This is a genomic window from Thermoanaerobacter siderophilus SR4 (assembly GCF_000262445.1).
Taxonomy (GTDB): domain Bacteria; phylum Bacillota; class Thermoanaerobacteria; order Thermoanaerobacterales; family Thermoanaerobacteraceae; genus Thermoanaerobacter; species Thermoanaerobacter ethanolicus.
The window spans coordinates 1,283,834-1,309,301 of sequence record NZ_CM001486.1 but is presented as its reverse complement, the minus strand read 5'-3'; the positions used below and the strand labels follow the sequence as shown (position 1 = coordinate 1,309,301).

The window sequence follows — 25,468 nt, the reverse complement described above, 5'->3', positions numbered from 1 at the left end:
ATTAAAATAGAGCGGAGGCACAAGGCCTCCTATAAATTATCTTTTCACTTTTTATTTGTGAGAACATTTTGTTGATTTTGTTGTGTCGCTTGCTGTGTAGCTTGAGACTGTTGATTTAGTTTGTTATGGGCATTTATATAATTTAACCTATTAGTAAGCATAGTGACATGTCTTTGCATATCTTGTTGCATCTGTTGAAACATTTGTTTTGCAGCAGGGTCATCTGTAGAGCTTGCAAATTGCGCATAGGTTCCAAGAGCCGATTGTGCGGCTGCAATAGCTTTTTCCATATCACTCTTAACAGTCATAATAATCCTCCTTTTATCTTTTTTACACAATTATTATTCCAAAAAGGAGGCTTATTTAAACTGTTTATTTTTGTAGTGATTTCAAACAATATGCTGCAAAATTATCAAAAGGATAATTCCTGGAATACCCAAAAAGCCTACAACAAGAGCAGTCACAGGATTTATAGCAATATATAATCCAAGAGATTTTCCTATCAAATTGATAATAAACAAAATTAAGCCGCCAATAATTCCATTTATTATAATTCTTAGCAAAATTTTTCTTGGAACTACTAATAACCATCCTAAAAGATAAAGTAAAAACAAGCCAATTAAGTAAGCAATGATTATATTGTATTCAATGCTTATATTCATACAAAAACCCCCTAAGAGTCTACTGTTATATTTATACTTAGGGGGAGGACAAATTATGATAGGAGGGACGAAAAATTATCAAAATTTATTCCCTCTTCTTTTGCTTTTTTCAATAAATATATGTACTTTCTCTTTAAACTCTCTAACCGATATATAGCATAATCTACTAAGTCAGGGTCTGTGACACTTTGAAAATAAATTTCTGCATCTTTCAATTCTTTTATCGTTTGTCTCACTTCATTTACCAATTGATAGTTCTCACTATTGTAGTCATATATATTTTTTGTTACCGCAATCTCTTTTAAATAATCGAAAAGCATTCCCATAATATACCTCCTCAACCGTATTATTTCCTAAAATACGGTTGAGTATACATCAAAGTACCACTTCTTTTAAAATTTCTAAAGACTCTCCGCTTACTTTATTATCTTTCACCGATTTTGCAATAATGTCTATCGCCTGCTTCGGTTCAAGTCCCTTTCTATAAGGCCTGTCTTCTGTCAATGCTTGATACATGTCACAAACCGCCACATGTCTATCAATCTCTCCAATTTCGTCACCTTTTAATCCCTCAGGATACCCGCTTCCATCTAATTTCTCGTGATGATTTGCGGCCCATTCTGCTATATCATCTATTCCTCCTATTTCTTTGAGTATTTCTTTAGTATAATAGGTATGAGATTTTATAACCATAAACTCCTCTTCAGTAAGCTTGTCCGGTTTGTCAAGAATAGAATTAGGTATGGCTAGCTTTCCAAGGTCATGAAGCAATCCCGCAATTTTTATTTTCCTGGTCACTTCTTCATCATAGCCTATCACTTTGGCCATATTATATGCCAAGTTTGAAATACCTCTTGAATGGTTATATGTAAATCGGCTTCTATTATCGATAATCTGTGCAAAAACCTCTGCTATATCCTCTAATTCATTAATTCCTATTGAAACCGTGTCTTTAGGTTCAATCCTTTTTAATATACTTTTTATATCAAAAAATTTATAATCAAGCCAAAATTTTTCTTGTCTTGTAAGGTCAAGTAATGCATTTGCAACCACGGGATTAAACATCTTGCCAGTACCACTTTTTATACCTTCTTTGATATTATTCCGAATATTATACTCACTTTCTTTCCCAACCGATGAGGTGTACCGTATATCAAATTGATCAGATATAAAAACAATCTGAGCTCCTAAAGGAATAGAATCGCCATTTAGTTTAAAATGTCCGCTTCCATCGTAATTTTCATGATGATATCTTATAATATCCGAAAAATTTTCTCCAAAAGGCAACTTCTTTACAATTTCACTTCCTCTTTCACTGTGTTTCCACCATTCGTCTTTGTTAAAATCTTCGTATATATCTCCTTGTCCTATATCATGTAACAAAGCAGAATAATACACTTTTTTTGTTTCTTTTTCATCCAAATTCAGCATCTCAGAAATCCTTAGAGAAATATAAGCCACCCTTCTTGCATGTCCCATGTTCTTATACTCTTGCACGTCAAGGGCCAAAGATAAAGCAGACAGCAGATTATTATAATTTAAATTCACATTTTATTCCTCCTAACTGATATTTATTTTCTACTGACATATATTATACACCAATCAAATCAATTTTCCCATATAATTTCCGAGATAATATCCCAATACTCCTCCTATTAGTCCAAATATAATTGTTAAGGACATATATATAAATGCATGAAAATATTTTTTATTCTTGATTAAGTCTACTGTCTCATGGGAAAAAGTTGAGTATGTTGTAAAAGCACCTAGAAATCCCGTTGTCAGAAAAAGTTTAACATCATAGCTTAAATTTACATTTATTTTAGGACTTGATAAAAAGTTTAATAAAAACGCACCTAATACATTTATAATAAAAGTTTCGATAGGAATAACTATCTCTCGGTTTTCCTTTATATGCCGCGATATTTCATATCTCAATATTGCTCCCAAAATTCCTCCAATTCCTACATATAGTATACTTGTCACTCTTCTTCCTCCCGCTCCTTTAATAGTAAGTCAAAAGTTTTGTCAGCAAATTCAAATCCTAAATAAGACATCAAAAGGCCACCAAATATTGATAAAATTATATAACTTAGAGCAATATAATCTTTCCCTGCTTTTAATAAATTTATTGTTTCCATACTAAAAGTAGAAAATGTTGTAAAAGCCCCAATAAATCCCGTTGTTATCGCCAATCTCAAATTAGTATTTACCTTGTACTCATCCATAGTAAAATTAGCAATAAAACTTAACAAAAACGAACCTAAAATATTTATTACAAAAGTTTCAAAGGGAAATGCAGTGTGATACATCTTTGTAAAGTAAATTGTTATTAAATATCTTAGTACGGCTCCAAAAAACCCGCCAATCCCTATATAGATGTATTCCATGAAAATCTCCCTTTCTGTTTACATTTTTGGGCAATAAAAAGCTCCTATTAGGCCTTATATCATCCTAATAGGAGCCATCAGCGTTTCCGCATTTATGGCGAGCTCCATCGCCTTCTGTTATTTACCACAAATTTATTATAATAAAGTACAAATGAAAATGCAATACCTTTTACAATTCTCTTCTACCTTCAAGAGCCCTTGAAAGAGTTACAACATCGGTGTATTCCAAGTCACCACCTACCGGCACCCCATGAGCAATCCTTGTGACTTTTATTCCTAACGGTTTTAATAGCTTAGCAATGTACATTGCTGTCGCTTCTCCTTCTATGTCAGGATTTGTAGCAAGTATGACTTCTTTTACATTTCCATTTTTTACTCTGTCTAAAAGTTCTTTAATTTTTATATCTTCAGGGCCAACGCCCTCTATAGGAGAAATAACACCATGAAGTACATGATACACTCCTTTATACTCTCGTATTTTCTCCATTGCAACAACATCCATAGGATGAGAAACAACACATATAAGAGAATGATCTCTTTCTTTATCACTACATATGTTACAAACCTCTGTGTCAGTTATGTTATAACAAATTCTACAATACTTTATCTTTTCTTTTGCATCAATAATCGCTTGAGACAAGCTTTTTACCTCTTCCAAAGGCATATTTATTATGAAAAAAGCAAGCCTTTGTGCTGTTTTAGGACCTATACCGGGCAACTTTGACAGTTCTTCTATAAGCTTCGCTATAGAAGTAGAATAATAGTTCATTTTTTCACCTCAAAACAGTCCAGGAATGTTTAGTCCTCCGGTTATCTTTGCCATTTCAGAAGCAATCATTTCTTCTGCATTCCTTAACGCTTGATTAACCGCAGCTAATACAAGGTCTTCTAACGTTTCTACATCATCTTTATCTACAACATCAGGATTTATTTCAATACTTACAAGTTCTTTTCTGCCATTAGCAACTGCTTTTACCATCCCACCACCGGCAGTAGCTTCTACAGTCTTTTGCATTAGCTCTTCTTGCATTTTCTTTATTTCTTCTTGCATCTGTTGGGCTTGTTTAATCATGTTATTTATATTAAACCCGCCCGGAAATCCGCCTTTTGCCATAACACTATAACCTCCTAAATTTTATTCTAAAAATATTTATATGCTTTTTTGAATTATTTGTGAAAATTATATTATCTCTATATCTTCACCAAAAAACTCCTTAACTTGCTGTACAAGTAATTCCTCTTCATTTTTTCTTAATTCAAACTTCAAAGGAATTGCCTTCCCAACTAGTTCTTTTAATATTCCTTCAATAAAACTTTTGTTTTCCGCTTTGCTCAATTCCTCCTTTAATAAAGCATACTCTTCAGGATATTCTACCACAATTGTTCCTTTTTTAAATAAGGAATCCCTTTTTCTATAAAGGCATACAAAGCTATTCTTTCTTTTTTTATCATTTCTTTTACTTCAGCCCACACCTTTTCTAGATCTATATCCTCTTGCTGTACTATTTGCGATGCCACGTTTTCTTCTTTTCCTTCTTCTGGCGAATTTATTTTTTTATTTTTCTCTTCTTTTTCTTCCCTCAAAAAAAATTGTCCTTTTTCTAATTTGTCTTCTATTTGTTCTACTCTTGCTAACAAACTCATCATATCGTAAGAAATTTCCGGCTTTATCAACCTCAAAATAGTCACTTCTAAAAGGGTTAACGGAGATATAGCATATCTAACTTCTTTTTGTAGATTTGTAAATTTTTCTAAAGCGTTAGTCAAAAAAGCTGTACCAAAGTTTTGCACTCTTTCTTTTACAGTTTCTACATCGCTGTATAAAATTTCTTTTAATTCCTCTCCTCCTGTTTTGTAAAGCACCATATCTCTCAAAATATAAGTTAAGGACTTTAAAAAATTCCCCACGTCTATTCCATAAGACAAAATTTTATCTAATTGTTTCAATGAAGCTGCTACATCTTTAGCATTCATGTAATCTAAAAGAGAAAATAACATTTCATCATTAGCTACACCTAACATTTCGCATACATCTTCATAGGTTATAAGGCCTTCTTTATAAGAAGCACATTGTTCTAAAAGACTAATAGCATCTCTCATAGAACCATTGCCATAAAGTGCGATAGTTTTAAGACCCTTCTCTTCAATTTTTATGTTGCTGTCAATGCAAATTTTTTCAAGATTTTGCGCTATTAATCGAGTAGGTATTTTTTTAAAGTCAAACCTTTGACAGCGGGATAAAATAGTATCTGGCAATTTGTCCGGCTCTGTAGTCGCAAGAATAAAAATCACATGAGGAGGTGGCTCTTCCAATGTCTTTAAAAGAGCATTAAAAGCCCCTGTAGAAAGCATATGCACCTCATCAATTATATATACTTTGTACTTAGCTAGGGATGGAGAGTAAATTACAGATTCTCTCAATTCTCTTACATCATTTACACTGTTATTAGACGCAGCATCAATCTCTAAAACATCCATCGTAGTGTTGTTATTTATAGCTTGACAAATCTCACAAGAATTACAAGGCTCTCCATCTTTATTATTTAAACAATTAACTGCTTTTGCAAAAATCTTAGCTACACTGGTTTTTCCTGTTCCTCTTGTACCTGTAAAGAGATAAGCATGTCCTATCTTTTTTAACTTTATTTGGTTTTTTAAAGTTCTTACAATATGTTCTTGCCCCACCACTTCTTTAAAACTTCTTGGCCTATACTTTCTATACAAAGACTGATACATGTTTAACACCTCGTTATTTTCAATTGTAACAAAAAAAAGATATATTTCTACATCTAAAATTTTAAGAAACACTTTCAAATATCTGATTTTTTACTTCCTCTAGCTTTTGCCTCGCATTCATGTAAATTGAGATAAATACATCTACTATTTCAGGATGAAATTGAGTACCTTTATGTCTTAAAATTTCATTTACTGCTTCTTCAATAGTCATTCCTTTTCTATAAGCTCTATCAGAAGTCATTGCATCAAAGGCATCAGCCACACCAAGAATTGCTGCTTCTATAGGGATTTCTTCGCCTTTTAAACCATAAGGATAACCTTTCCCATCATATCGTTCATGGTGTTTGGAAATAGCTTCTAATATTTCTTTCGGCAGATCTATAGGCATTAAAATTTTTCTTGATATCTCTGGATGACTTTTTATAACGTTATACTCTTCTTCCGAGAGTTTGCCTTTCTTTAGAAGAATAGTATCAGATATACCTATCTTTCCTATATCATGTAATATCCCTGCAATCCTTAATTGTTCTATTTTTTCCCTTGAAAAGCCCATATATTCCCCTATTAAAACAGCATATTGAGATACTCTCATAGAATGTCCTTTCGTATATAAATCCTTTGCTTCCATTGCATAAGCTAAAGCTTCTATAGTCTTTATATAGACTTTTTTAATCTCGTCATACAGTTTGGAATTTTCAATTGCCACAGACACTGCGCTGGCAATAGATCTCAATAAACTCATATTTTTGACCGTATTTGCTGCAGTCCAAACTGTTAAAATTCCCTTAGTTTCATTTCTAAAAATTAAAGGCACTATCACAACTGAATAAACATCTTTAGCTGCAAAAATAGGTGTTATTTTTTCACTATGAGAAAACTCTTCTACATCTTTTATTTTTATTTCTTTTTGATTTACTAATTCATTTATGTCCTCTTCTGATAATTTAATTTCTTCATAGACAGGATAATCTTTTAATTCTCCCCCTTTTACAAGTAAAACAAACTTATGAAAATACGGATTATATTCTCTTATAGTGCACAAAGGTGAATTTAACAATTCAGCAACTTTTTCTACTATGTTATTCAATACCTCTTTTATGTCACTTCCCGATGTAAGTAGCCTTCCTACATCACTAATAGCCAATATTTCATTATTCTTTTCAGCTATCTGTTTTTTTACATAATACATTTCTGTAATATCTCGAGAAATGCCTTGAATGCCTACCACTTTTTCATCAATTTTTAGCCTTTTAACATGGGTTTCTGTTATAACCAATAAGCCTTCTTTGTTTTTAAAATTGATTTCTGAAAAATTAATTTTACCTTCCATCATGTTTTTCAAGATTTCTCTGCTGTCTTCATCTACAATTTCAAAAATGCTTTTTCCTATCAATTCGTGAGGAGTATAATTTAAATACCTTATAACTCGTGAATTGACAAATTCAATAATAAAATTTTTATCAGTCACCCACAAAATATCCCGAATATTTTCTACTAACAATCGATACTTTCTTTCAGAAATTTCTAATTCATGAGTCAAAGTCTCTAACTGCTCGTAGGAAGCTTCTAATTCCGCGTTAAACTCCTGTAATTCTTCATTTTGTTGTATTAAACTTTCCGTCTGTTCTTTTAATTTTTTATAACTTTGAGATAAGTCTCTAGCCATGGAATTAAAATTCTCTGAAAGTTCCCTAAACTCTTTTGAATCAGTAATATTTAACTGATAATCAAAATCCCCGCGAGAAATCCTTTTAACAGCTTCGTTTAATTTTTTAATAGGTTCAGACAATTTTTTAGATAAAAAACTCGATAACCCCAGCGAAATTAATAAAATTATTCCCCCTATAAAAACTCTATTTTCAAACCCTGACAAAAAATGAGCTAATGACAACGAGTAAACAATTACAGAAATTCCAAATAAAGTAAAAAATATCCGTGTATTATAATAATATCTTTTAAACATACTATCCTCCATCTCTTTTCTTTTGTAAGAATAAGTTCCCTATATTTATTTCGGCTAAAAGCCTTCACATTTTAAGTAAGAGTTATAAAAAATAATAAGAAATATTTTCCAGTAAAAGAACAAAAATAAAAGGCCGTACACCCAGCTTCGACCTGCCACCATAAGCGTTACATAAGCAGTTAGCTCCACTCAAGCTCCCCTGCGGCACACGGAAGTGTTTGCTTACCGCTGCTTCCTTCCGGACCTGACGGGGTTCGCAAATTTCCGTTGCGCAGGACTCAAGTATCAACGCCACTTACTTATGCCAGACCTTACAATGGTCAGGCCTCAGCCTGGGAATTCGACCCTGCTATAGCGGGTTGCAGGTTACAGGGCACCGCTACCTCCCCATCTAGTACGGCCAAGAATTACCTTTTTCATGGCGGAGAGAGAGGGATTCGAACCCTCGGTACCCCTTTTAAAGGGTACACACGATTTCCAGTCGTGCACCTTCGTCCACTCGGTCATCTCTCCACGTTTTACTGGACTTCAACCCATGTAATTACTCCACCTTTTTATTCAATTTTCATGGCGGAGAGAGTGAGATTCGAACTCACGAGGCGAAAAATTCGCCCACTCGCTTTCGAGGCGAGCGCTTTCGACCACTCAGCCATCTCTCCGCACTTATCCCCTTAAATTTTCAAAGAAATCTTTTAAAAGAGTTTTGCATTCCTCTTCCATTATTCCAAAATACACTTCTGTTTTACTTCCTAAATAGCTGTTATTTAAAATATCAACTACTGTACCTGCAGCACCTGTTCTTTCACTTTCCGCTCCTATATATACCCTCTTTATGCGGGATTCTAAAATAGCTCCAGCGCACATAGGGCAAGGCTCTAAAGTCACATACATGCTACAGTCATCAAGTCTCCAACTGCCAAGGGTTTTACAAGCTTCTTTTATCGCTAATATTTCCGCATGAGTTGTTGCATCATTTGATGATTCTTTTTGATTGAATCCTTTCCCAATTATTTGTCCATCTTTTACAATAACAGCTCCAACAGGTACTTCTCCAAGTTGGTAACTTTTCTTCGCCTCTAAAATAGCAGCTTCCATGAATCTATTAATCATACAATCCACCGTAAATATGCATGCCCACAAAATAAACCTGTGGCTTTTTATTTGTACTCTGCATAAAGGTATTTTATCAGAGAATTATTTAAGTGTCAAGTATACTCCTACTTGAATTTATTTAGATCACAAACAATACAATATAATACACTATCAAAAGTATTGCACCTAGAGGAACAGCAGTTCGTGCCCATTCTGTACTTTTTATTTTTAATTTTCCCGCTGAAATGATGTTTGGAATATTACCTGGAATTAACATCCCTCCACTAATAAGCATTCCCATTAAAATAGCTCTTATCTGTTCCGGCGTCATTGATGGAGAAATTTCTGCTGCTGCTAGCGTAGCATTATCAACAATTGCGGAAATTGTATTTACCCAGTATAAAAGCTCACTTTTCATTTTAACAATATATAAATCAATTATAGGCTTAAAACCTGTTCCAAGTAGCTCTAATGCAAAAATAAAGACGAATACTTTAAAAGCTCTAATGAATACTTCTTTTATATTCTCATCTGCCTCAACATCTTCTGTAGGCTCACCTATCCCACTTTCTCTTTTTGCAAAAAATGTTCCTATTAATCCAAGAGCTAAAATTGCAATTATTATATCAATACCTATTAATCGTGCAAGATAAAAGAAGTCGGCATGTAACTTGGATACAACAATAGTAGCCAGTGGCTCTCCTACAGGCGTTAAAACAGCACCAAGGCCTATGGAGAAACAAGCAATGACAATCAAATTTATTTTGTTTTTTCTAGTAAGAGGCAAGTAGTTTACGACTTCAACCAAAACCAAAGAGGCAATTATTGCTGTAATAATGCTTGACATGAGCCCAAGTACCACGATTATAATGAATGCGAAAAGCCTCAAAGATATTTTATCTGCAACTTTTTCAACACCTATTTTCAATTTTTCTTTTAACAATGTAAAAATTAACCCTGCAATCAAAACTGCCAAAGTAATATAGTAAATGAGTGGATTTTTGAAAATATGGAAAAACAATTCTGCACTAAATTGTTTTGACACAATTACAGATATAATTCCCATTGTAAATAAAAAATATTCCAAATTGTGTTCTACTTGTTTTACCACAAATGGCAATAACAGAATAAGTACTAAAATTACAACTAATGCTGTTACCATATATATACCTCCTTGTAAGATATATTTAGATACAAAAGAGTATATAAACACGAACATTAACTTTTGAGGTGCCCCAGGGGTGTTGCAAAGAGTTTTTGTTGTATAATACTCATAGGATAGTGGCATCGACATAAATGCCTCCTGGGAAGCCTTCTACTAGCTTATTCCATCAAAATAGCACGTCGCCCATCCCTTGAGTATATACAATTGGGTTAGTTGAGGCCCCCTAGGGTATCCTCGCTTCATATGCAAGGCTGTATACTCAAGTAATGTAGGGAGGAACTTATGAAGTCTTTCTAAAAGCATTAAATGAGGTGATTTTTTATGATAAACAATAATATTGTTGTGGGAATTGACGTCAAAAGCAGGACTGCACCCAAACCTCACTTTTCTTTTGATTTTTGTTTTTATTGTTTTTGGCAGTGAGGTCTTTTTTCGATATTTAAGTGCCTTTTTCCTTCTTAGACCACCTACTTAAATTTTGCACTATCATCTGTCAACATTTTTGTAGAAATTCTTTCATTAATTTGAAGAATCCCTTGAAATAATATTTTAATGCGCCTGCAAAATTTGTTCAAGTTGTTCAATGGTAGGTATACCTTCAAAAACTTTTTTACCTTCCATTATCCAGGCAGTTTTACCACCTTTTATATTGTATTTGAGCAGATAAAGAAAAAAGAAAAAATTCCTCGAATCCACAACTTCAACCTCGATTTCGGGATGTTTTTCATAAAGATGTTTCAATACTACTGATAAATTTACAGGGTCATCCGCCGATGGGTGGACGCTAAAGTCTTTTATTTCTCTCAGATCCACGTTTACACATCCTGTAGTATTGTTAAAAAATTCAGCAAAGACCAAGAGGCGCCGTTTAGCGCCTCTTTTTTTAATATCATTCATACTACTTATACCTTCTCCTCCTCTGTTTTTTCTTAATTAACGCTAGGTAAGCTTCCACAACCAGCCAAACAGCCAACACAATAAGTATTATAGAAACAATTCCCAATGGAAGTGTAGGACCGCTAAGATTAGCCTTGATTAGCAGTATCAATGCTGCCAAAGTTGTCACAATCATAAACACCATGGGCAAACCAGTAAACCAGGCCGGTTTTTTCAATCCCTTCATTATGTAGGCTGTTATGCCTAATAATGCTAGACCTGCTGTTAATTGGTTAGCGGAACCAAATACCGGCCAAATGAGCTGCCAAACTGGAGTTTCACCACTTTTCATAAATACTAATACCAAAGCTGCCAAAACCGTAATGAGTGTTGCAGTATACTTATCAAGTTTACCTGAGGTTAACTCTTGAAGCTGATACCTGCCCAAACGCGTCGCAGTATCCAGTGTAGTAAGAATAAACGTATTGATAGTAAACATGCCAAAAGATATACCAACTTTTTCTGGCAAACCAAATAAGCTCCAAAACTTAGCAAAACCGACGCCGTAAGTGTACTGTGGATTAGCTGGTAAACCTTCAGCAGGAGACAAAATTTTACCAGCCATTATTATCGTAATCAAAGCTATAACAGCAACTACCCCTTCTAATAACATGCCTCCATAACCAATAAACTTGGCATCTTTTTCATTTTTTAGCTGTTTTGCCGTTGTTCCACTGCCCACCAAAGAGTGAAATCCACTAATGGCGCCACATGCAATGGTAATAAACAGGATAGGCCATAGGTAGTTACTGCCACCTGCATACCAACCTTTAAAAGCATCTAAGTTTACAGGATACTTGCTACCGCCAAACAAGATGCCTATCGTGCCGATAAACACACTCAAATACAAAAACCAGGAAGAAAGATAATCTCTGGGTTGGAGTAATAGCCAAACGGGAAGCACAGAAGCAACCGAAATATAGACAATTAATATCCACCGCCATGTATTAACATCCAGCTTGAACACAGATTGCACCAAAGGTGAATAGTTGCCCCAGAAAATTGCGCCTATCACAAATGGGAGCATAATAAGAGTAACCCAGCCCAAGGATAAATTGTACTTATACACCAACAAGCCGAAAATAACAGCTAATACAATATACAGAACTGCACTGAAAGCAACAGCAGGGTCCCCAGCAAAAGAAGTAACTGCCAGTTCTAAAAAAGCTGCCACCACCAGCACTAATGCAAACCAAGCAAATGCATTGAATAATACTTTGGCCCGTTTACCTATGTAGCGGTTTACCAGTTCTCCCACGCTAAGGCCTTTGTGCCGTATGGAACCTACAATAGCACCCATGTCATGAACACCGCCAAAAAAGATAGAACCAATCACAATCCATAAATAAGCAGGAAGCCAACCAAACATGGAAGCAGCTGTAATAGGTCCAACTATGGGACCTGCACCTGCAATACTGGAAAAATGGTGCCCTAAAAGAATCATTGGATGGGTTGGTACGTAATCGATGCCATCGTACAATTCGTAAGCGGGAGTTTTGTTGTTGTTATCCAAGTTATACAGCTTTTCTTGCCATCTCCCATACAACCAATAAGCTAAGACAAACAATAATACCGCCACTACAAATAACGTTAAAATCAATTCAAACCCTCCTCACTATATATTTCTAAAGCCCTTAGGGCTTTAGTGCTTGTTTAACCTCACTCCTCATATCGTCAAATAACTTTTCCTTGCCCTCCAAAAAACCAATGTATGCCCATCCCCTTAATCCAAACCAAAAGGACTTCTTGATTATTTTCCCTTGACCAGGTAACAAGAATCTCTCCACCATTACGTCGGGAATAGGCTTAATTAGTGGCAAAAGTTCCTCCGGTGTTAAATCTACTACAATGAAATCCAATAACTTGTAATCGGCAATTTTCCCTAGTATTCCACTCTTTTCCATAATAAAAACTCTTCTGTATAAGCGGTGTCCCCTAAACTCATGGGGTTCATAATAAAACTCTCTCAATTTGCTTTCATCTAAAGCCAGTTTGTATTGCATTTTTCCTTCCTCTCGCTTCCTTTCTTGCTTGATATAGTTTTATTATAGTAGTGTTAACGTATACATGAGTTATCTTAGAAAATTCTCCTATGCACTTCAAAATCCTTTTAATTAGCATTATACATCATATATATGTCCCTGTCAAGATTTCACAGGTAAATTATAGTGTAAAATTATCGTAGGATTTTTAAGTGATAAAAAACAAAAGGTAACCCCCGTGATAAAATAGAATTTGAAAACAAAATATCGCAGAAAGGGGTGTCTCTTGTGAAAAAAATTAGTTTTGAGGATATTATACTACAAAATGCAATAAATCTCACTCATGAAGTGACAGAAATTTTTAGGAAGTTATTAAGTAACACCAATATACAGAATTTTAAAAGCAATAAAATATGAAAGTGTGATATAAAAAACATAATGGATGGAAACCTTGATTTAATGAGATTTCAGGGGTTGTCTTTAAAAAATATCCTACAGTATTTTGACACTATCTAGGTAAAATGTGTGGGTATAACTCTATAAATGGCTGACATTTTGCACAAAGGGCAGTACTTGACCGCCCGGCACTCAAGTAAATTTACTATTCCCTTGCTTTGCTTTCTGATAACATGTTCGCTTGAGTGCCGGGAAACTTAGCGAGACCGAAGAAGAAGGCAGGCCGAAAGTAAGAATGCCAGATGCTGGCTTAAGGCAAGGCTTAAAGGGGGAGGAACCCCACCGGAATCCGAGGTCTAGCGTTAGTTTAGTCTGCGAGGATACCGGAAAAATTTAAACAAAATTCCAGCTATATTATTTTAATACTAAATTTTATACTATGTCTCCTTGACTTATTTAGACCACAAACAATACAATATAATACACTATCAAAAGTATTGCACCTAGAGGAACAGCAATTCGTGCCCATTCTGTACTTTTTATTTTTAATTTACCCGCTGAAATAATGTTTGGAATATTACCTGGAATTAACATCCCTCCACTAATAAGCATTCCCATTAAAATAGCTCTTATCTGTTCCGGCGTCATTGATGGAGAAATTTCTGCTGCTGCTAGCGTAGCATTATCAACAATTGCAGAAATTGTATTTACCCAGTATAAAATCTCACTTTTCATTTTAACAATATATAAATCAATTACAGGCTTAAAACCTGTTCCCAGTAGCTCTAATGCAAAAATAAAGACGAATACTTTAAAAGCTCTAATGAATACTTCTTTTATATTCTCATCTGCCTCAACATCTTCTGTAGGCTCACCTATCCCACTTTCTCTTTTTGCAAAAAATGTTCCTATTAATCCAAGAGCTAAAATTGCAATTATTATATCAATACCTATTAATCGTGCAAGATAAAAGAAGTCGGCATGTAACTTGGATACAACAATAGTAGCCAGTGGCTCTCCTACAGGCGTTAAAACAGCACCAAGGCCTATGGAGAAACAAGCAATGACAATCAAATTTATTTGTTTTTTCTAGTAAGAGGCAAGTAGTTTACGACTTCAACCAAAACCAAAGAGGCAATTATTGCTGTAATAATGCTTGACATGAGCCCAAGTACCACGATTATAATGAATGCAAAAAGCCTCAAAGATATTTTATCTGCAACTTTTTCAACACCTATTTTCAATTTTTCTTTTAATAATGTAAAAATTAACCCTGCAATCAAAACTGCCAAAGTAATATAGTAAATGAGTGGATTTTGAAAATATGGAAAAACAATTCTGCACTAAATTGTTTTGACACAATTACAGATATAATTCCCATTGTAAATAAAAAATAATTCCAAATTGTGTTCTACTTGTTTTACCACAAATGGCAATAACAGAATAAGTACTAAAATTACAACTAATGCTGTTACCATATATTATACCTCCTACTTTTGCATATGTTTATCAATATAATCACAATGAGTAATTTTTATCCTAATATTTTCTTGGTTTTCCCAGTATTATACCCTATATCATCTCCCAAAGATTCATCCGGCATAAGCTTAAATTTTTGCTTTATATGCTCTACCTCTTCCTTTGCACTCATCGATTTTACTGTTTTTACTTTGTATATATAATGTCTTGACATTTTTAATGAATTAGTTGGACAAACATCTACGCAAAATCCACAAAAACTACACCTTCCATAATCAACAACTGGTTTTTTAATAGCTCTACCTTGCTCATTTTCGCTAACAACTTTCATTTCTATAGCATCGAAAGGACATATTCTCTGGCACATTCCACATCCAATACATTTGGTTAAATCATTGGTATGAAGCCCTCTATAAATAGGCGATACGCCATCTTTTGGAAACACTTTCAAAATTTCTTTAGGATACTTTACTGTCATAGGTTTTTTAAATAAATTTTTAAGGTTAGTAAGTGGGGAATATACACTCTTATCTCCCAGCGCCATATCGTTACTTCCCTCCTATTTGTCAATATCAGGCGGACAAATTGCAAGTGATGCCATCCACGCAGCCACATCATCTATTTTCATTTTGGGAAGATGTTTTTGCGCAAGCAGTAATCCTGCAGGAAGAGAAGGGCCTCTAACTGCAACTCTGTATGGCTTCATTCCGCCGTCTGACACTACATAATATCCAAACTCTCCCTTTGACGATTCAACTTTTGCATATGCTTCTCCTTTTGGCACTTTAAGTGTCGAGAGATTTCCAAGATTTAGTCTAATCTCTCCTTCTGGCATGGTCTTAAGTGCCTGCCTTATAAGTTTAATCGTTTCTTCAAACTCCAATCTTATTTGAACGGCCCTAGTTAATGCATCTCCACCTTCTTGTGTTATTACCCTAACGTCAAGGTATGGGTAAGCTGCATATGGATCATCAACTCTTACATCATAGGGGTTACCTGATGCTCTAAGATTCGGCCCAGTAAGCCCATATTTTACTGCATCATCTTTAGATACATAACCTAATCCTTTTAATCTTTTGTGGATTATAGGATTTTCAAACAGTAATTTATCATATTCAATCAGCCTTTTTTCTAAATGGTCCAATACTTTATATAGTCTTTCTACAAAACCATCAGGCAAATCATTTCTAACGCCTCCTGGTATGCTAAACATGTGGTATACTCTTGCTCCTGTTAACCATTCGAATAAATCAAGTATTAAATCCCTATCTGCTGTCATAATGTTCATAGCCGTATATAGACCTACAGATGCAGCAAGGGCACCCATTCCCATTAAGAAAGAAGACAGCCTGCTCATTTCAAGAGTGATTGTTCTTAAAAATTTTGCTCTATCTGGGATGTCAACCCTTAGTATCTTTTCAATGGCTGTACAATAGGCTACTTCATTGGGGTCTGGATCAGCAACACATATTCTAGGAACAAGTGCTATATTTTGAACCCACAGCTTCTGTTCCATTAATTTTTCAAATCCTCTATGCAAATGTCCTGCATTGGGTCTGACTTTAACTATTTCCGTCCCTATCATTTCAAGTACATAACCAAAATTACCATGCATTCCTGGATGATTAGGACCAAAAAAAAGCTCGTATACAGTTAAATTGTCTTTTTCAGCTATTTTGCTCAACATATATGATGGTGCATCCATCATATATCACCTCCTTATCTCGGCACCAAACAATCTTGCAGAAAACTCTTTTGTATCAAAATCTTTTCTAAGCGGCGGTATATCTACCCAATTTTCCAAGAACAGTGGAGATAAATCTTTGTTTCCCTCAAAAGTTATCCCAAAAAACTCGTGTATTTCTTGCTCATAAAACTGTGCTTGTTCCCAAAGATTTACTATCGTTGGTATAACAGGATTTGTCCTACTTATTCTTACTTTATTTAAAATATGAATTTTATGAGTGTAAGACCAAACATGATAAACAAGTTCAAATTCACCTTCATCTATAAAATCAACTGCGTTTATAAATGATAGATGATCAAAACCTATTGACCTTAAAAATACCAAATGGTTTAAGAGGTTATCTTTTTTAATATTTACACTTATTTGATTTGGATAAAGGTCTAAAACCTCTACTCCTTTTTGATTTAAAAGTTCTATTATGCTTTCTTTATCAAGTTTCATAATTCCCCTCCTTTTCTTGATAAATTGATTCTGTTTCGCTGCTTCCTAATATTGGAGCTTCCTTCCTTAAAACTCTATCCTGGTTCTTTTTATAGTATTCATAGTTTTCTTTGTATTTTTTGTACGCTCCTCCCTCGCCAGACTGTATCATCTCCATTAGCGTTTGCAATGCATCTATCACTGCTTCTGGCCTAGGCATACAGCCCGATACAGTAATATCAACAGGAATATATTCCGCAAGATTTGTTATGGTGTTATAAGAATCCCAGTAAATTCCTCCATTTACTGTACACGAACCAAATGCTAAAACCCATTTGGGTTCTGGCATTTGTTCATAAATCTTTATAATCCTCTTTAATGTCTTTAGTGAAACATATCCTGTTACTAAAAGGACATCTGCCTGTCTTGGTGTCGCCATTGGCACTATGCCAAATCTTTCAATATCCCACCTGGATGTCATTGAAGGCGGTAGTTCCACTGCTCCGCAACCTGTACAGTAATGAAGTATCCATATAGATCTTTTTCTGAAAAAATCTATCAAATTATCAATATAGCTTCTTTTATCATTAGCCTTTAAATCTTCCATTCAAATTGCCCCCTTCTATTATCTTACAATAATATTATCGCAAGCTGGACAACTGCAATGCTCATGGGAACAGTCCAGAGAAATTTAACTGCCTGCTCTATTCTAAATCTCGGGAATACGGCCTCAATAAGTACAGTAATTAAATATATTTCAAATTGTTTTAATACAAAAGTAAATACATTTGAAGCACCGCCCATAAATAAATTTACCATTATCCCCGTTTCAACAAAAATTGAAACTGCATGTGTCAAAAATGCAAGTCCCAGGTACTTACCACCAAGCTCCACCATAGGTCCTGAAGCTATCTCAGCAGGTGCTACCATTGCATCAAATGGTTTTTCTCCCATTATCGCTTGTAATGCAATTTCAGCTGCTAAAAATCCAAGCGGAAATTTAACCATATTCCAATTCAATAATCCACCTGCCTGACTTTGCGCAATAAGCTCAAGAGAAGAAGTCCCATTAAAAATTATTAATCCTAACATTACTGTAAAAAACGGAATTTCATATCCCAGCATCATTGTAAGTGCACGAGATACACCAATTGTTGCATTGGGATTTCCACTAGCAGAAGCTGCCATCGCCATTCCAAGATGTCCAATGGCCATAAGGTAAATTATTAGAATTAGATTAGAACTACTCTTTATAGCCATATGTCCAGCTACTGGAACAAATAGCATAGTTGACAGTAGTCCCGCAAGCGACATTATCATACCAAGGTCCATCACAAAATTGTGTGTTATGGACTTTCTGGCAAAGAGTTTTCCTACATCTAAAAATGCCTGATAAAATGGTGGGCCTAATCTCAACTGAATTCTTGCAATAATCTTCCTTCCTATTCCCATAAATAAAAGTCCAATAAATATTGCAAACAAACTGTAACCAAAAACTCTTATAGCTGCTATCATAAAATCCAACCTCCTAATATCAATAAGAGAACACCAATGCTAAAAAGCAACACTGCTCCTTCTCCTCTTTTATACAACCCTTGAATGGTTGGGCTTATATATTCAAAATTTTTACCTATACTTGAAAAAAATCTATCTATTGAAATTCTTTCAAAAAGCGGGTCAAACATCTCCTTAAATGGTTGGTAAAATGAATAAGAATAGTTAAACTTGTCTGCATCAACTCCCCATTCTATTGGGTTCTCTCCTGCTGTGTAATTATCATGCTGTGGTACAGTTTCGGATTTGTTTCCAAACAAATACATCAAAGCTGCAACTACAATACCCATAGCAAACATGTAAAATACTATTTTTAAATCTATCGTCGCATTTTTAAAAGACGAACTAAGAGTAGTCCAAGTAGCGATATCAACTTTATACCCTAATGCATCCAGTGCAATAGTTAATGGTTTCATCACAACCCCTGGTACCACACCAATTAGAAGCATCAAGCCCATCATTATAATCATGGGTATTGACATTGTATATGGTACCTCTTTTACATCCTTATATCTTTCGGGAAGTTGTCCTAAAAATATAGAAACAAGTGCCCTAAATAAATACATAAACGCTCCGGTTGATGCAAATACCATGGATATTACAAGAACAACCATCTTCTTCTCCATAAGCGCTTGTATTATCATCCACTTTGAGCCAAAGCCATTAAGCGGTGGTATTCCTGCTGCTGCTATTATTCCAAAAAGAAATGTCAAAAAAGTAATAGGCATTTTATATACAAGTCCACCTAATTTGTGCATCTCACTCTCACCCGTCCTATACACTACAGCAGCAAGAGATAAAAATATCGCAGCTTTTAAAACAATATGATTAACAACATGGAAAAGCGAACCTTCAAAACCTACTATACTCATAGATGCGAAACCTAAAAGTATATATCCCATGTTTGCCACAGAGGAATACGCAAATAATTTTTTCATATCAGTCTGAAACATAGCAAGTAAAGTCCCTACAACAGCACTAAGCGCTCCAAGATAACCAATAAAATATTGCATCCAATTACCTGCATTAAATATCTTAGGAAGTTGTAAATTCCCAATTACAGGAACTATGAATATTGCCATAGGATAAATGCCATATTTTATCATTACTGAAGACATAAACGCAATGTAATCTTCAGGACCTACAGCATATACTTTTGAAGGCCACATGTAAAATGGAAATATTGCCGATTTTATGAAGAATGCCATAATAAACAAAAGTAATATTGTTGTAAAAACACCTTCTGCCAAATTAAACAGCTGGATCAATCTATAAGCAGAAGTAATAATAATAAAAGTTTTAGTATATGCACCAAGCAGTAATATTGCAATTAACATGGAAGACCCACCAAGAAGAGAAAGAGCCAAGTAATATTTTGCACCATCTAATGCTTTAGTATTTCCATTGGTTATTGCGAAAAAAGATGTCCATCCCATTAGTTCCCACATCATAAAAAATGTTATCCAATCTGCTGCATAGAATATTCCAAGATTAGCAAATATAATTAGCATCCATATAGGAGCTACATTTCCTTTAGAGTTTGTATTAAATCCTATAGAAAATATAGCAATTACTAAGGTAACAACAGCCGAGAAAAAGGCAAAATACCATCCTAAAGGATTATTTGAAAGTCCTAAACTTAGTTTTGCACCAAATATTTGGTAATCAGTGTTTAATATATAAGTTAAATCCCACTTTCCATACAATGAGTAAAGTTTATATAATATATAGCCATTAGAAATCAGAAAAAGAAACCATACGAGCCGCTTGTTTTTTATAAAAATAGCCGATATAACTGCTGTTATAAGAGGAACCAGTAAAATTTCTACCATAGTCTCACCCTCACTTTAAAGGCAAAATTACTTGTATATATTTTTCTGGTGTATTCTGTATTTCATTTATCATCGTCCATATTATATTTTCAATTGAATTTGGATATATCCCTATAATCAAAATAACCGCCGCTAAAATTATTGGTAGCACGCAATTAATCCTTGATAATTTAGTGTCTTGAATATTTCCATCACTAAAAAATGTATGAGATATTCTAAGATAATAAACACCTTCAATTACAGAGGAAATCAGTATTATTATTACACCTGTAATGGCAATTTTGTCCATTAAAAGTGCATTTCCAACTATGGAAAGTTTACCCCAAAATCCTGCGAAAAAAGGCATTCCCATAAGACTTAAAGCTGATATTGTAAAAGCTATCGCGAGTCCAGGATATTTTCTCCCTAATCCTTTCATCGCGTTGTAATTTCTGCTTCCTGCAACAACAGAATAATTTTTTGCAACAATAAACATTATAAGTTTCGCAAAATAGTTTGATATAACTATATAAAATGCTCCTTTTAGTGCTTCATAATTGCCTAAACTTATTCCAAACAGGAATATACCAAGTTGTGCCATAGAGGAAAACGCCAAAACTTTAATTAAATTTTTTTCTGTCAAAGCTCCAATTTCGCCAATCATTACTGTTATAAAAGCTAACAATATTAAAATATTTGCTATGTTGCTACTTTGATCTGACATTACACCATTTTTTGAAAATACCATAAGAAGTATTCTTATTGCCCCATATACACCGGCAGTGCTAACCATCCCATGAAGAAAAAGATTTACTGCTGGAATAGAAGCATCATAAGCCTTTACAACCCAAAGGTTAAAAGGAAAAATCTTCAGTTCAACCAACATACTAGAAATAAAAAGTATTAAAATTAAAGATAATGATGCCTTGTTTAAATTAGAAATTTTGCTGGCTATGTCTGCAAAATTAAGGGTCCCCAAAGTCTTGTATATGAGGCCTATTGCTGCTAAGCTAAAAATAGATGCAGTTGATGATAATATTAAATATTTTAGTGATGCACCTGTAGCTAATCTATCTCTTTTGTACGCCACAAGTCCTCCAATTGCAAAGGTAGTAAGCTCTGTAAAAAGATAAAAGTTAAATATATCACCTGTCAAAACCATACCATTAGTCGCAGCAAGTAGTATAAAATAGAAAGCATAGAATTGGTACTCCATATGTTCCTTTATTGTTGTCAGTGAAAGAACTGCTGCTACATTAATAAGTAGTAAAAAGAAAATTGTGATATCAGTAACAACAAAGTTTATTCCATATGGAGCCCTCCAACCTCCAATTGCAACATTAAAGGGTATTTTCCCACTTACAAGGACAACTACAGAAAAAGATAAGTTAAAAATTGTAACTATATATGCAATTAATTTATTCACCTTGCCTAAAAATAAAGATAAAAACGCCGCAATAATTGGTATTACAACTAGAAAAACTATGCTATTCATATACCTCTTCCCTCTTCCTCTTCAGATGCATTTATTAAAATAGAATTATGAGTAATTTTGTATCGTATTGCCAATGCTAAAGCAAATGCAGTTGTTCCCAAGCCTATAACTATTGATGTAAGAACAAGCGCCTGTGGAACTGGATCTACCATTTTATTTAGGTTAAGTATACTCTCCTGTGAAGTTAAAATAGGTGTTATTCCATGATCAATGTATCCAAAGGAAACCAAAAGTAAGTTGATACCTGTTTCTATAATATTTAGCGCTATAATTATTTTTAGTAAATTTTTTCTCGTCAAAACTCCATATAGACCTATAAACATAAGAGAAAGGGAGGACAGTATAAAAACTTGCGTCATAACATCACTCCTCATAAAATTCAAAATAGATATTTGAAAGCTCAGCAGCAACTTTAAAGGCTATTAAACCATAAAATATAGGTATCAAGCCACCTGAAAATAGATCTCCTATCTTGTCATTTAATATAAAATTCTGAAAGAAGCTACCAGTTAGAAAATAGCTTATGATTCCGATGGAAAATATTGATATACCTGTTATTGCCTCTATTATTTTAAGGGATTTTTGACTTATTGTTCTCCTTCCAGTCAAAACACCCGTCAAAATAGCCGTCGATATAATAGCACCTGCCGGGAAACCCCCTCCAGGAGATAAGTGTCCATTAATAAATGTGTATCCCCCTATCATAAGCATAAGCAGCATCAGAATTGGCGCCCACCTGTTAAGTATAGTGGTAGGTTTAATTATCTTTCTCTTGTCTTTAGGAATAACAAAGCCAAAACCTAATATTGTAATAAATAAAACTATTACCTCAAGAGTTGTATCAAATAATCTATAATCAACAACAACCGAAGTTACAATATTAGCAGCTGTATCTTCAGCTGTACCTCCCCATTGATATGTGCTATTATCATCTAACACGTTCTTGTTTAGATATTTATCGGCCACCCTCATGGTAGGAGTTATATTATCCGTTATTTTTATTCCTGCTCCTGTATCAATAGCTACACTATATATATAAATTCCTATCACAAAGAGAATTAAAAAAGCAATAATATTTACTAATACAGATGTTTCATCTTTCATCTTTTTCCTCCTCCACTTTTTTGTATGTGAAAATAAATAGCGCAGTAGTTATGCCCGAGCCTATAGCCGCTTCCGTTATAGCAACATCTGGCGCCTGCATAAGTAAAAACATTATAGAAGAAGAAAGGGATACTATTGCAAATATAACAATAGCTTTAAATAAATCTTCAGTTACAATTGTCCACATAGCACCAAATATCATAATAACCGCAATAATTACTGATAAAAACATATTACTCACCTTCTTTTGAAAAAGCATTTTCTTTTAATATAAGTTTTGCTTTATTTCTCTTTATCGCTGCCTTACATATTGCATGTGAAGCAATCGGCGAAGTAAAAAGAAAAAACAATGCCATAAGAATTAACTTGGGTGCCCACAATGGCTTGAGAAAAGCAAAACCAATAAATAGTCCAACAATCCCCATAGTTGATGCTTTAGTCCCCGCTTGAGATTGATTTAATACATCCGGCATCCTATATATTCCGAGACCTGCTAGCGCTAAAAAAACAGCTCCAATAAGCAAGAAAAAGTATCCAATATACTGCATACTAAATTCCTCCTTCTAAATAACGAGCTATTGCTACAACCCCAATAAAAGACAAAATACCATATACCAGCGCCACATCTAAAAATAACCCGTTATCGCTTATAAAAGCAAAAATCACTATTAGTCCCGAAGAAATAGTTGTCATAATGTCAATAGCAACCACTTTGCTTTCAATTGAACTGCTCCTTACCAACCTTATAAAGCTTAATAAAAGACCGAAAATCACTAATCCTAAAATAACATTTATTATCATTCAAAAGCCTCCCTTAAAATCTTTTCAAAGGGTCCTTTTAAATCTTCAACGTTTTCTACTTTATCACCCTCAACCACATGAATGTATAATGTATCCCCATCAAGTTCTACAGATATTGTTCCTGGAGTTAAAGTTATAGAATTTGCAAGTAATGTTCTTGCTATTGGAGACTTAAGGCTTGTTGTAACCTTGAAAATCTTAGGCGAAATAGGTAAAGAAGGAGTCAAAACTATTCTTGCCATATTCAAATTAGCTTTGACAAGTTCTTTTAAAAACACGACGAAATATTTAATCAAATAAAAAAAAGTTTTTAATTTAAATTTTTTTTGCTCTTTATCATATACATTAGCAATTACTGCAATCAAAAATGATAAAATAATTCCAAAAATAGTTTTTTGGGCTGATAGTGGCGCATTCAATGCAGTCCATACCAAAAACATCGCTACCCAAATAAATAACAAATTGCTCAATTAGTCACACCTCCATTTTCATTAGTATCACGTATAAAGCTCCGCTGTATCGTCGTTTATTACCGCCTTACTCTAGGGAGGTATATATTATTTCCACTTGAAATTATATCACACAAAACATTCATAGTAAACATTCTCAACAAAATTTTTTTAATTTTGTTCAACTTTTATAATAGTTGTAGCAAAATTATTATTTAATACAAAAATAGATTGTCACAGATTCCTTACTTCCTTGATAAAAATAAAAGGATATCGTTACAACATAAGTCTTTGCTATCTTTTTTTTTAAATTTTGGATTAATCTTTATATGTTTACTCTTTTAAAAGATATGTATAATTTCTCTGCAGATACTCATATATCTTATGTGCTATTATTTTATGGCCTTTTTCATTAGGATGAATACCATCTGCACAAATAAATTGCCTAAAATCTGGGTAATCCAAAAAAGCGCTCCTTATATCAATAAGCCTTGTTTTTGTTTCTTCAGCTATACTCAATATAGCTGAGTTATACTTTTCCTGCCACCAATATATTTTAGTCACACTGCCTAACCACTTTAAAATGTTTTTGCCCATCTCTTCACTGTTTTTACTTATCCATTTAAAATATCTGTCAGCATCCAAAGGAGGTAATGTCATTAACACAGGAATTATGTTTGCATCATCTAAGGATTTTATCAATTCTTTAAGCTTTTCTTTAAAAATATAAAAATCTGTTTTGGGTCTATGCTCATCATAAGGATTCTTTGCAATTTCTTCCCAGTCGAAATCACAGTCATTTCCTCCAAATTCTATTACAACTATATCAGGTTTATCTTTTGACAAGTACCTCTTCAAAGTGTCAATACCTTTTAAAAGAGTGTTCCCAAACTTAGCAATATTTTTTACTGTTCCTTTTATGTTATTCTTTAGTAAATTTACATAATTTACATCTGATATAACATATTTATTTTTTTCTTCGCTGTATACTACACCCCTTGAAATAGAGTCCCCTGCTATAACAATGTCATAATAATTTTGCAATGTCACACTGGCCATTTTTACCACCCCACCATAAAATTTTTATTTGCCAAAACATCAACTGACATCACCCATTTTGTAACAAAAGTTAACTTTTTAGCAATTTCCATTATCATTATACCACTAATAACCACTTACACCAATGGAGGAAATTTGGCACTTTTGTACAAAATAATGTCGCTTAAGTCCAAATAATCGGAATTTCTAACACCAGGTGAAATAGTTAAGAAAATTAGAAAAATGCT

29 protein-coding genes, 2 tRNA genes, 1 other RNA gene, 2 pseudogenes and 1 riboswitch are annotated in these 25,468 nt (G+C 33.9%); of the genes and pseudogenes, 1 reads left to right on the top strand and 33 read right to left on the bottom strand.

Going from position 1 to position 25,468, the window contains the following annotated elements:
- Positions 1-44: 44 nt before the first annotated feature.
- From THESIDRAFT1_RS06350 to THESIDRAFT1_RS06270, 18 genes and pseudogenes are all read right to left on the bottom strand, one after another.
- On the bottom strand, positions 45-308 hold the full coding sequence (locus tag THESIDRAFT1_RS06350) for a DUF1657 domain-containing protein (RefSeq protein ID WP_003869940.1): 264 nt from the start codon (positions 306-308) through the stop codon (positions 45-47).
- A gap of 81 nt (positions 309-389) precedes the next feature.
- Positions 390-662, bottom strand: coding sequence for a pro-sigmaK processing inhibitor BofA family protein (locus tag THESIDRAFT1_RS06345; protein WP_003869941.1), 273 nt, complete (start codon positions 660-662; stop codon positions 390-392).
- 53 nt (positions 663-715) lie between these two features.
- Positions 716-988 carry a DUF2508 family protein gene (locus THESIDRAFT1_RS06340; RefSeq protein WP_006569873.1) on the bottom strand — a complete coding sequence of 91 codons (273 nt, stop codon included), beginning with the start codon at positions 986-988 and terminating at the stop codon, positions 716-718.
- Positions 989-1,037: 49 nt separating this feature from the next.
- Positions 1,038-2,210, bottom strand: coding sequence for an HD-GYP domain-containing protein (locus tag THESIDRAFT1_RS06335; protein WP_006569872.1), 1,173 nt, complete (start codon positions 2,208-2,210; stop codon positions 1,038-1,040).
- Between the two features lie 54 nt (positions 2,211-2,264).
- Complete coding sequence (gene crcB, locus THESIDRAFT1_RS06330) at positions 2,265-2,648, bottom strand: fluoride efflux transporter CrcB (protein ID WP_003869945.1); 384 nt, start codon at positions 2,646-2,648, stop codon at positions 2,265-2,267.
- Entirely contained in the window at positions 2,645-3,052 is a 408-nt protein-coding gene (crcB, locus tag THESIDRAFT1_RS06325) for a fluoride efflux transporter CrcB (protein WP_006569871.1), read from the bottom strand. The genes crcB (THESIDRAFT1_RS06330) and crcB (THESIDRAFT1_RS06325) overlap by 4 nt, the downstream gene beginning before the upstream one ends.
- 61 nt (positions 3,053-3,113) lie before the next feature.
- A riboswitch (Fluoride riboswitch) is annotated at positions 3,114-3,173 on the bottom strand.
- A 48-nt stretch (positions 3,174-3,221) separates the two neighbouring features.
- A complete protein-coding gene (recR, locus tag THESIDRAFT1_RS06320) occupies positions 3,222-3,821 on the bottom strand; it encodes a recombination mediator RecR (protein WP_003869947.1) in 600 nt (199 codons plus the stop codon).
- A gap of 9 nt (positions 3,822-3,830) precedes the next feature.
- Entirely contained in the window at positions 3,831-4,166 is a 336-nt protein-coding gene (locus THESIDRAFT1_RS06315; protein WP_004399453.1) for a YbaB/EbfC family nucleoid-associated protein, read from the bottom strand.
- Between the two features lie 66 nt (positions 4,167-4,232).
- Positions 4,233-5,788, bottom strand: a pseudogene (gene dnaX, locus THESIDRAFT1_RS06310) (DNA polymerase III subunit gamma/tau).
- 61 nt (positions 5,789-5,849) lie between these two features.
- A complete protein-coding gene (locus tag THESIDRAFT1_RS06305) occupies positions 5,850-7,751 on the bottom strand; it encodes an HD domain-containing phosphohydrolase (RefSeq protein WP_006569869.1) in 1,902 nt (633 codons plus the stop codon).
- Positions 7,752-7,884: 133 nt separating this feature from the next.
- Positions 7,885-8,151, bottom strand: an RNA gene (gene ffs / locus THESIDRAFT1_RS12965) — signal recognition particle sRNA large type.
- A 19-nt stretch (positions 8,152-8,170) separates the two neighbouring features.
- A tRNA-Ser gene (locus THESIDRAFT1_RS06300) sits at positions 8,171-8,264 on the bottom strand.
- A gap of 55 nt (positions 8,265-8,319) precedes the next feature.
- Positions 8,320-8,410 (bottom strand) — tRNA-Ser (locus THESIDRAFT1_RS06295).
- A gap of 4 nt (positions 8,411-8,414) precedes the next feature.
- On the bottom strand, positions 8,415-8,861 hold the full coding sequence (tadA, locus tag THESIDRAFT1_RS06290; protein ID WP_003869951.1) for a tRNA adenosine(34) deaminase TadA: 447 nt from the start codon (positions 8,859-8,861) through the stop codon (positions 8,415-8,417).
- Positions 8,862-8,982: 121 nt separating this feature from the next.
- Positions 8,983-10,005, bottom strand: a complete 1,023-nt coding sequence (locus tag THESIDRAFT1_RS06285) for a DUF1646 domain-containing protein (protein ID WP_003869952.1) — start codon at positions 10,003-10,005, stop codon at positions 8,983-8,985.
- Between the two features lie 552 nt (positions 10,006-10,557).
- Positions 10,558-10,905, bottom strand: a complete 348-nt coding sequence (locus tag THESIDRAFT1_RS06280) for a hypothetical protein (RefSeq protein WP_006569867.1) — start codon at positions 10,903-10,905, stop codon at positions 10,558-10,560.
- Between the two features lies 1 nt (position 10,906).
- Complete coding sequence (locus THESIDRAFT1_RS06275; protein ID WP_006569866.1) at positions 10,907-12,544, bottom strand: carbon starvation CstA family protein; 1,638 nt, start codon at positions 12,542-12,544, stop codon at positions 10,907-10,909.
- A gap of 34 nt (positions 12,545-12,578) precedes the next feature.
- Entirely contained in the window at positions 12,579-12,947 is a 369-nt protein-coding gene (locus THESIDRAFT1_RS06270) for a hypothetical protein (protein WP_006569865.1), read from the bottom strand.
- Between the two features lie 267 nt (positions 12,948-13,214).
- Between THESIDRAFT1_RS06270 and THESIDRAFT1_RS14575 the strand changes: the two genes are divergently transcribed.
- Positions 13,215-13,343: a hypothetical protein gene (locus THESIDRAFT1_RS14575; protein ID WP_279624988.1), complete on the top strand. Its 129-nt coding sequence runs from the start codon at positions 13,215-13,217 to the stop codon at positions 13,341-13,343.
- Positions 13,344-13,778: 435 nt separating this feature from the next.
- Here the strand turns inward: THESIDRAFT1_RS14575 and THESIDRAFT1_RS06265 are convergent.
- The 15 genes and pseudogenes from THESIDRAFT1_RS06265 to THESIDRAFT1_RS06195 form a co-directional block, all read right to left on the bottom strand.
- Positions 13,779-14,800 (bottom strand): annotated as a pseudogene (locus THESIDRAFT1_RS06265) (DUF1646 family protein).
- A gap of 56 nt (positions 14,801-14,856) precedes the next feature.
- Entirely contained in the window at positions 14,857-15,345 is a 489-nt protein-coding gene (locus THESIDRAFT1_RS06260; RefSeq protein WP_006569864.1) for a 4Fe-4S binding protein, read from the bottom strand.
- Between the two features lie 15 nt (positions 15,346-15,360).
- Positions 15,361-16,509: an NADH-quinone oxidoreductase subunit D gene (locus THESIDRAFT1_RS06255; protein ID WP_006569863.1), complete on the bottom strand. Its 1,149-nt coding sequence runs from the start codon at positions 16,507-16,509 to the stop codon at positions 15,361-15,363.
- Between the two features lie 3 nt (positions 16,510-16,512).
- Positions 16,513-16,989, bottom strand: coding sequence for an NADH-quinone oxidoreductase subunit C (locus THESIDRAFT1_RS06250; RefSeq protein WP_006569862.1), 477 nt, complete (start codon positions 16,987-16,989; stop codon positions 16,513-16,515).
- Positions 16,979-17,575, bottom strand: a complete 597-nt coding sequence (locus THESIDRAFT1_RS06245) for a NuoB/complex I 20 kDa subunit family protein (protein ID WP_006569861.1) — start codon at positions 17,573-17,575, stop codon at positions 16,979-16,981. Before THESIDRAFT1_RS06245 ends, THESIDRAFT1_RS06250 begins: the two co-directional genes overlap by 11 nt.
- Positions 17,576-17,598: 23 nt before the next feature.
- Complete coding sequence (locus THESIDRAFT1_RS06240) at positions 17,599-18,483, bottom strand: respiratory chain complex I subunit 1 family protein (protein WP_003869957.1); 885 nt, start codon at positions 18,481-18,483, stop codon at positions 17,599-17,601.
- A complete protein-coding gene (locus THESIDRAFT1_RS06235; RefSeq protein ID WP_003869958.1) occupies positions 18,480-20,354 on the bottom strand; it encodes an NADH-quinone oxidoreductase subunit M in 1,875 nt (624 codons plus the stop codon). Before THESIDRAFT1_RS06235 ends, THESIDRAFT1_RS06240 begins: the two co-directional genes overlap by 4 nt.
- 10 nt (positions 20,355-20,364) lie before the next feature.
- Positions 20,365-21,828, bottom strand: coding sequence for a complex I subunit 5 family protein (locus THESIDRAFT1_RS06230; RefSeq protein WP_003869959.1), 1,464 nt, complete (start codon positions 21,826-21,828; stop codon positions 20,365-20,367).
- Positions 21,825-22,187, bottom strand: coding sequence for a sodium:proton antiporter (locus THESIDRAFT1_RS06225; protein WP_003869960.1), 363 nt, complete (start codon positions 22,185-22,187; stop codon positions 21,825-21,827). The genes THESIDRAFT1_RS06230 and THESIDRAFT1_RS06225 overlap by 4 nt, the downstream gene beginning before the upstream one ends.
- Before the next feature lie 4 nt (positions 22,188-22,191).
- Positions 22,192-22,932, bottom strand: coding sequence for an MnhB domain-containing protein (locus THESIDRAFT1_RS06220; protein ID WP_004399468.1), 741 nt, complete (start codon positions 22,930-22,932; stop codon positions 22,192-22,194).
- Complete coding sequence (locus THESIDRAFT1_RS06215) at positions 22,922-23,164, bottom strand: Na(+)/H(+) antiporter subunit B (RefSeq protein WP_003869962.1); 243 nt, start codon at positions 23,162-23,164, stop codon at positions 22,922-22,924. The genes THESIDRAFT1_RS06220 and THESIDRAFT1_RS06215 overlap by 11 nt, the downstream gene beginning before the upstream one ends.
- Before the next feature lies 1 nt (position 23,165).
- On the bottom strand, positions 23,166-23,480 hold the full coding sequence (gene mnhG / locus THESIDRAFT1_RS06210) for a monovalent cation/H(+) antiporter subunit G (RefSeq protein ID WP_003869963.1): 315 nt from the start codon (positions 23,478-23,480) through the stop codon (positions 23,166-23,168).
- A 1-nt stretch (position 23,481) separates the two neighbouring features.
- On the bottom strand, positions 23,482-23,733 hold the full coding sequence (locus THESIDRAFT1_RS06205) for a monovalent cation/H+ antiporter complex subunit F (RefSeq protein WP_003869964.1): 252 nt from the start codon (positions 23,731-23,733) through the stop codon (positions 23,482-23,484).
- Complete coding sequence (locus THESIDRAFT1_RS06200) at positions 23,730-24,203, bottom strand: Na+/H+ antiporter subunit E (protein ID WP_006569860.1); 474 nt, start codon at positions 24,201-24,203, stop codon at positions 23,730-23,732. Before THESIDRAFT1_RS06200 ends, THESIDRAFT1_RS06205 begins: the two co-directional genes overlap by 4 nt.
- Before the next feature lie 312 nt (positions 24,204-24,515).
- A complete protein-coding gene (locus tag THESIDRAFT1_RS06195) occupies positions 24,516-25,241 on the bottom strand; it encodes an SGNH/GDSL hydrolase family protein (protein ID WP_004399473.1) in 726 nt (241 codons plus the stop codon).
- Positions 25,242-25,468 lie beyond the last annotated feature (227 nt).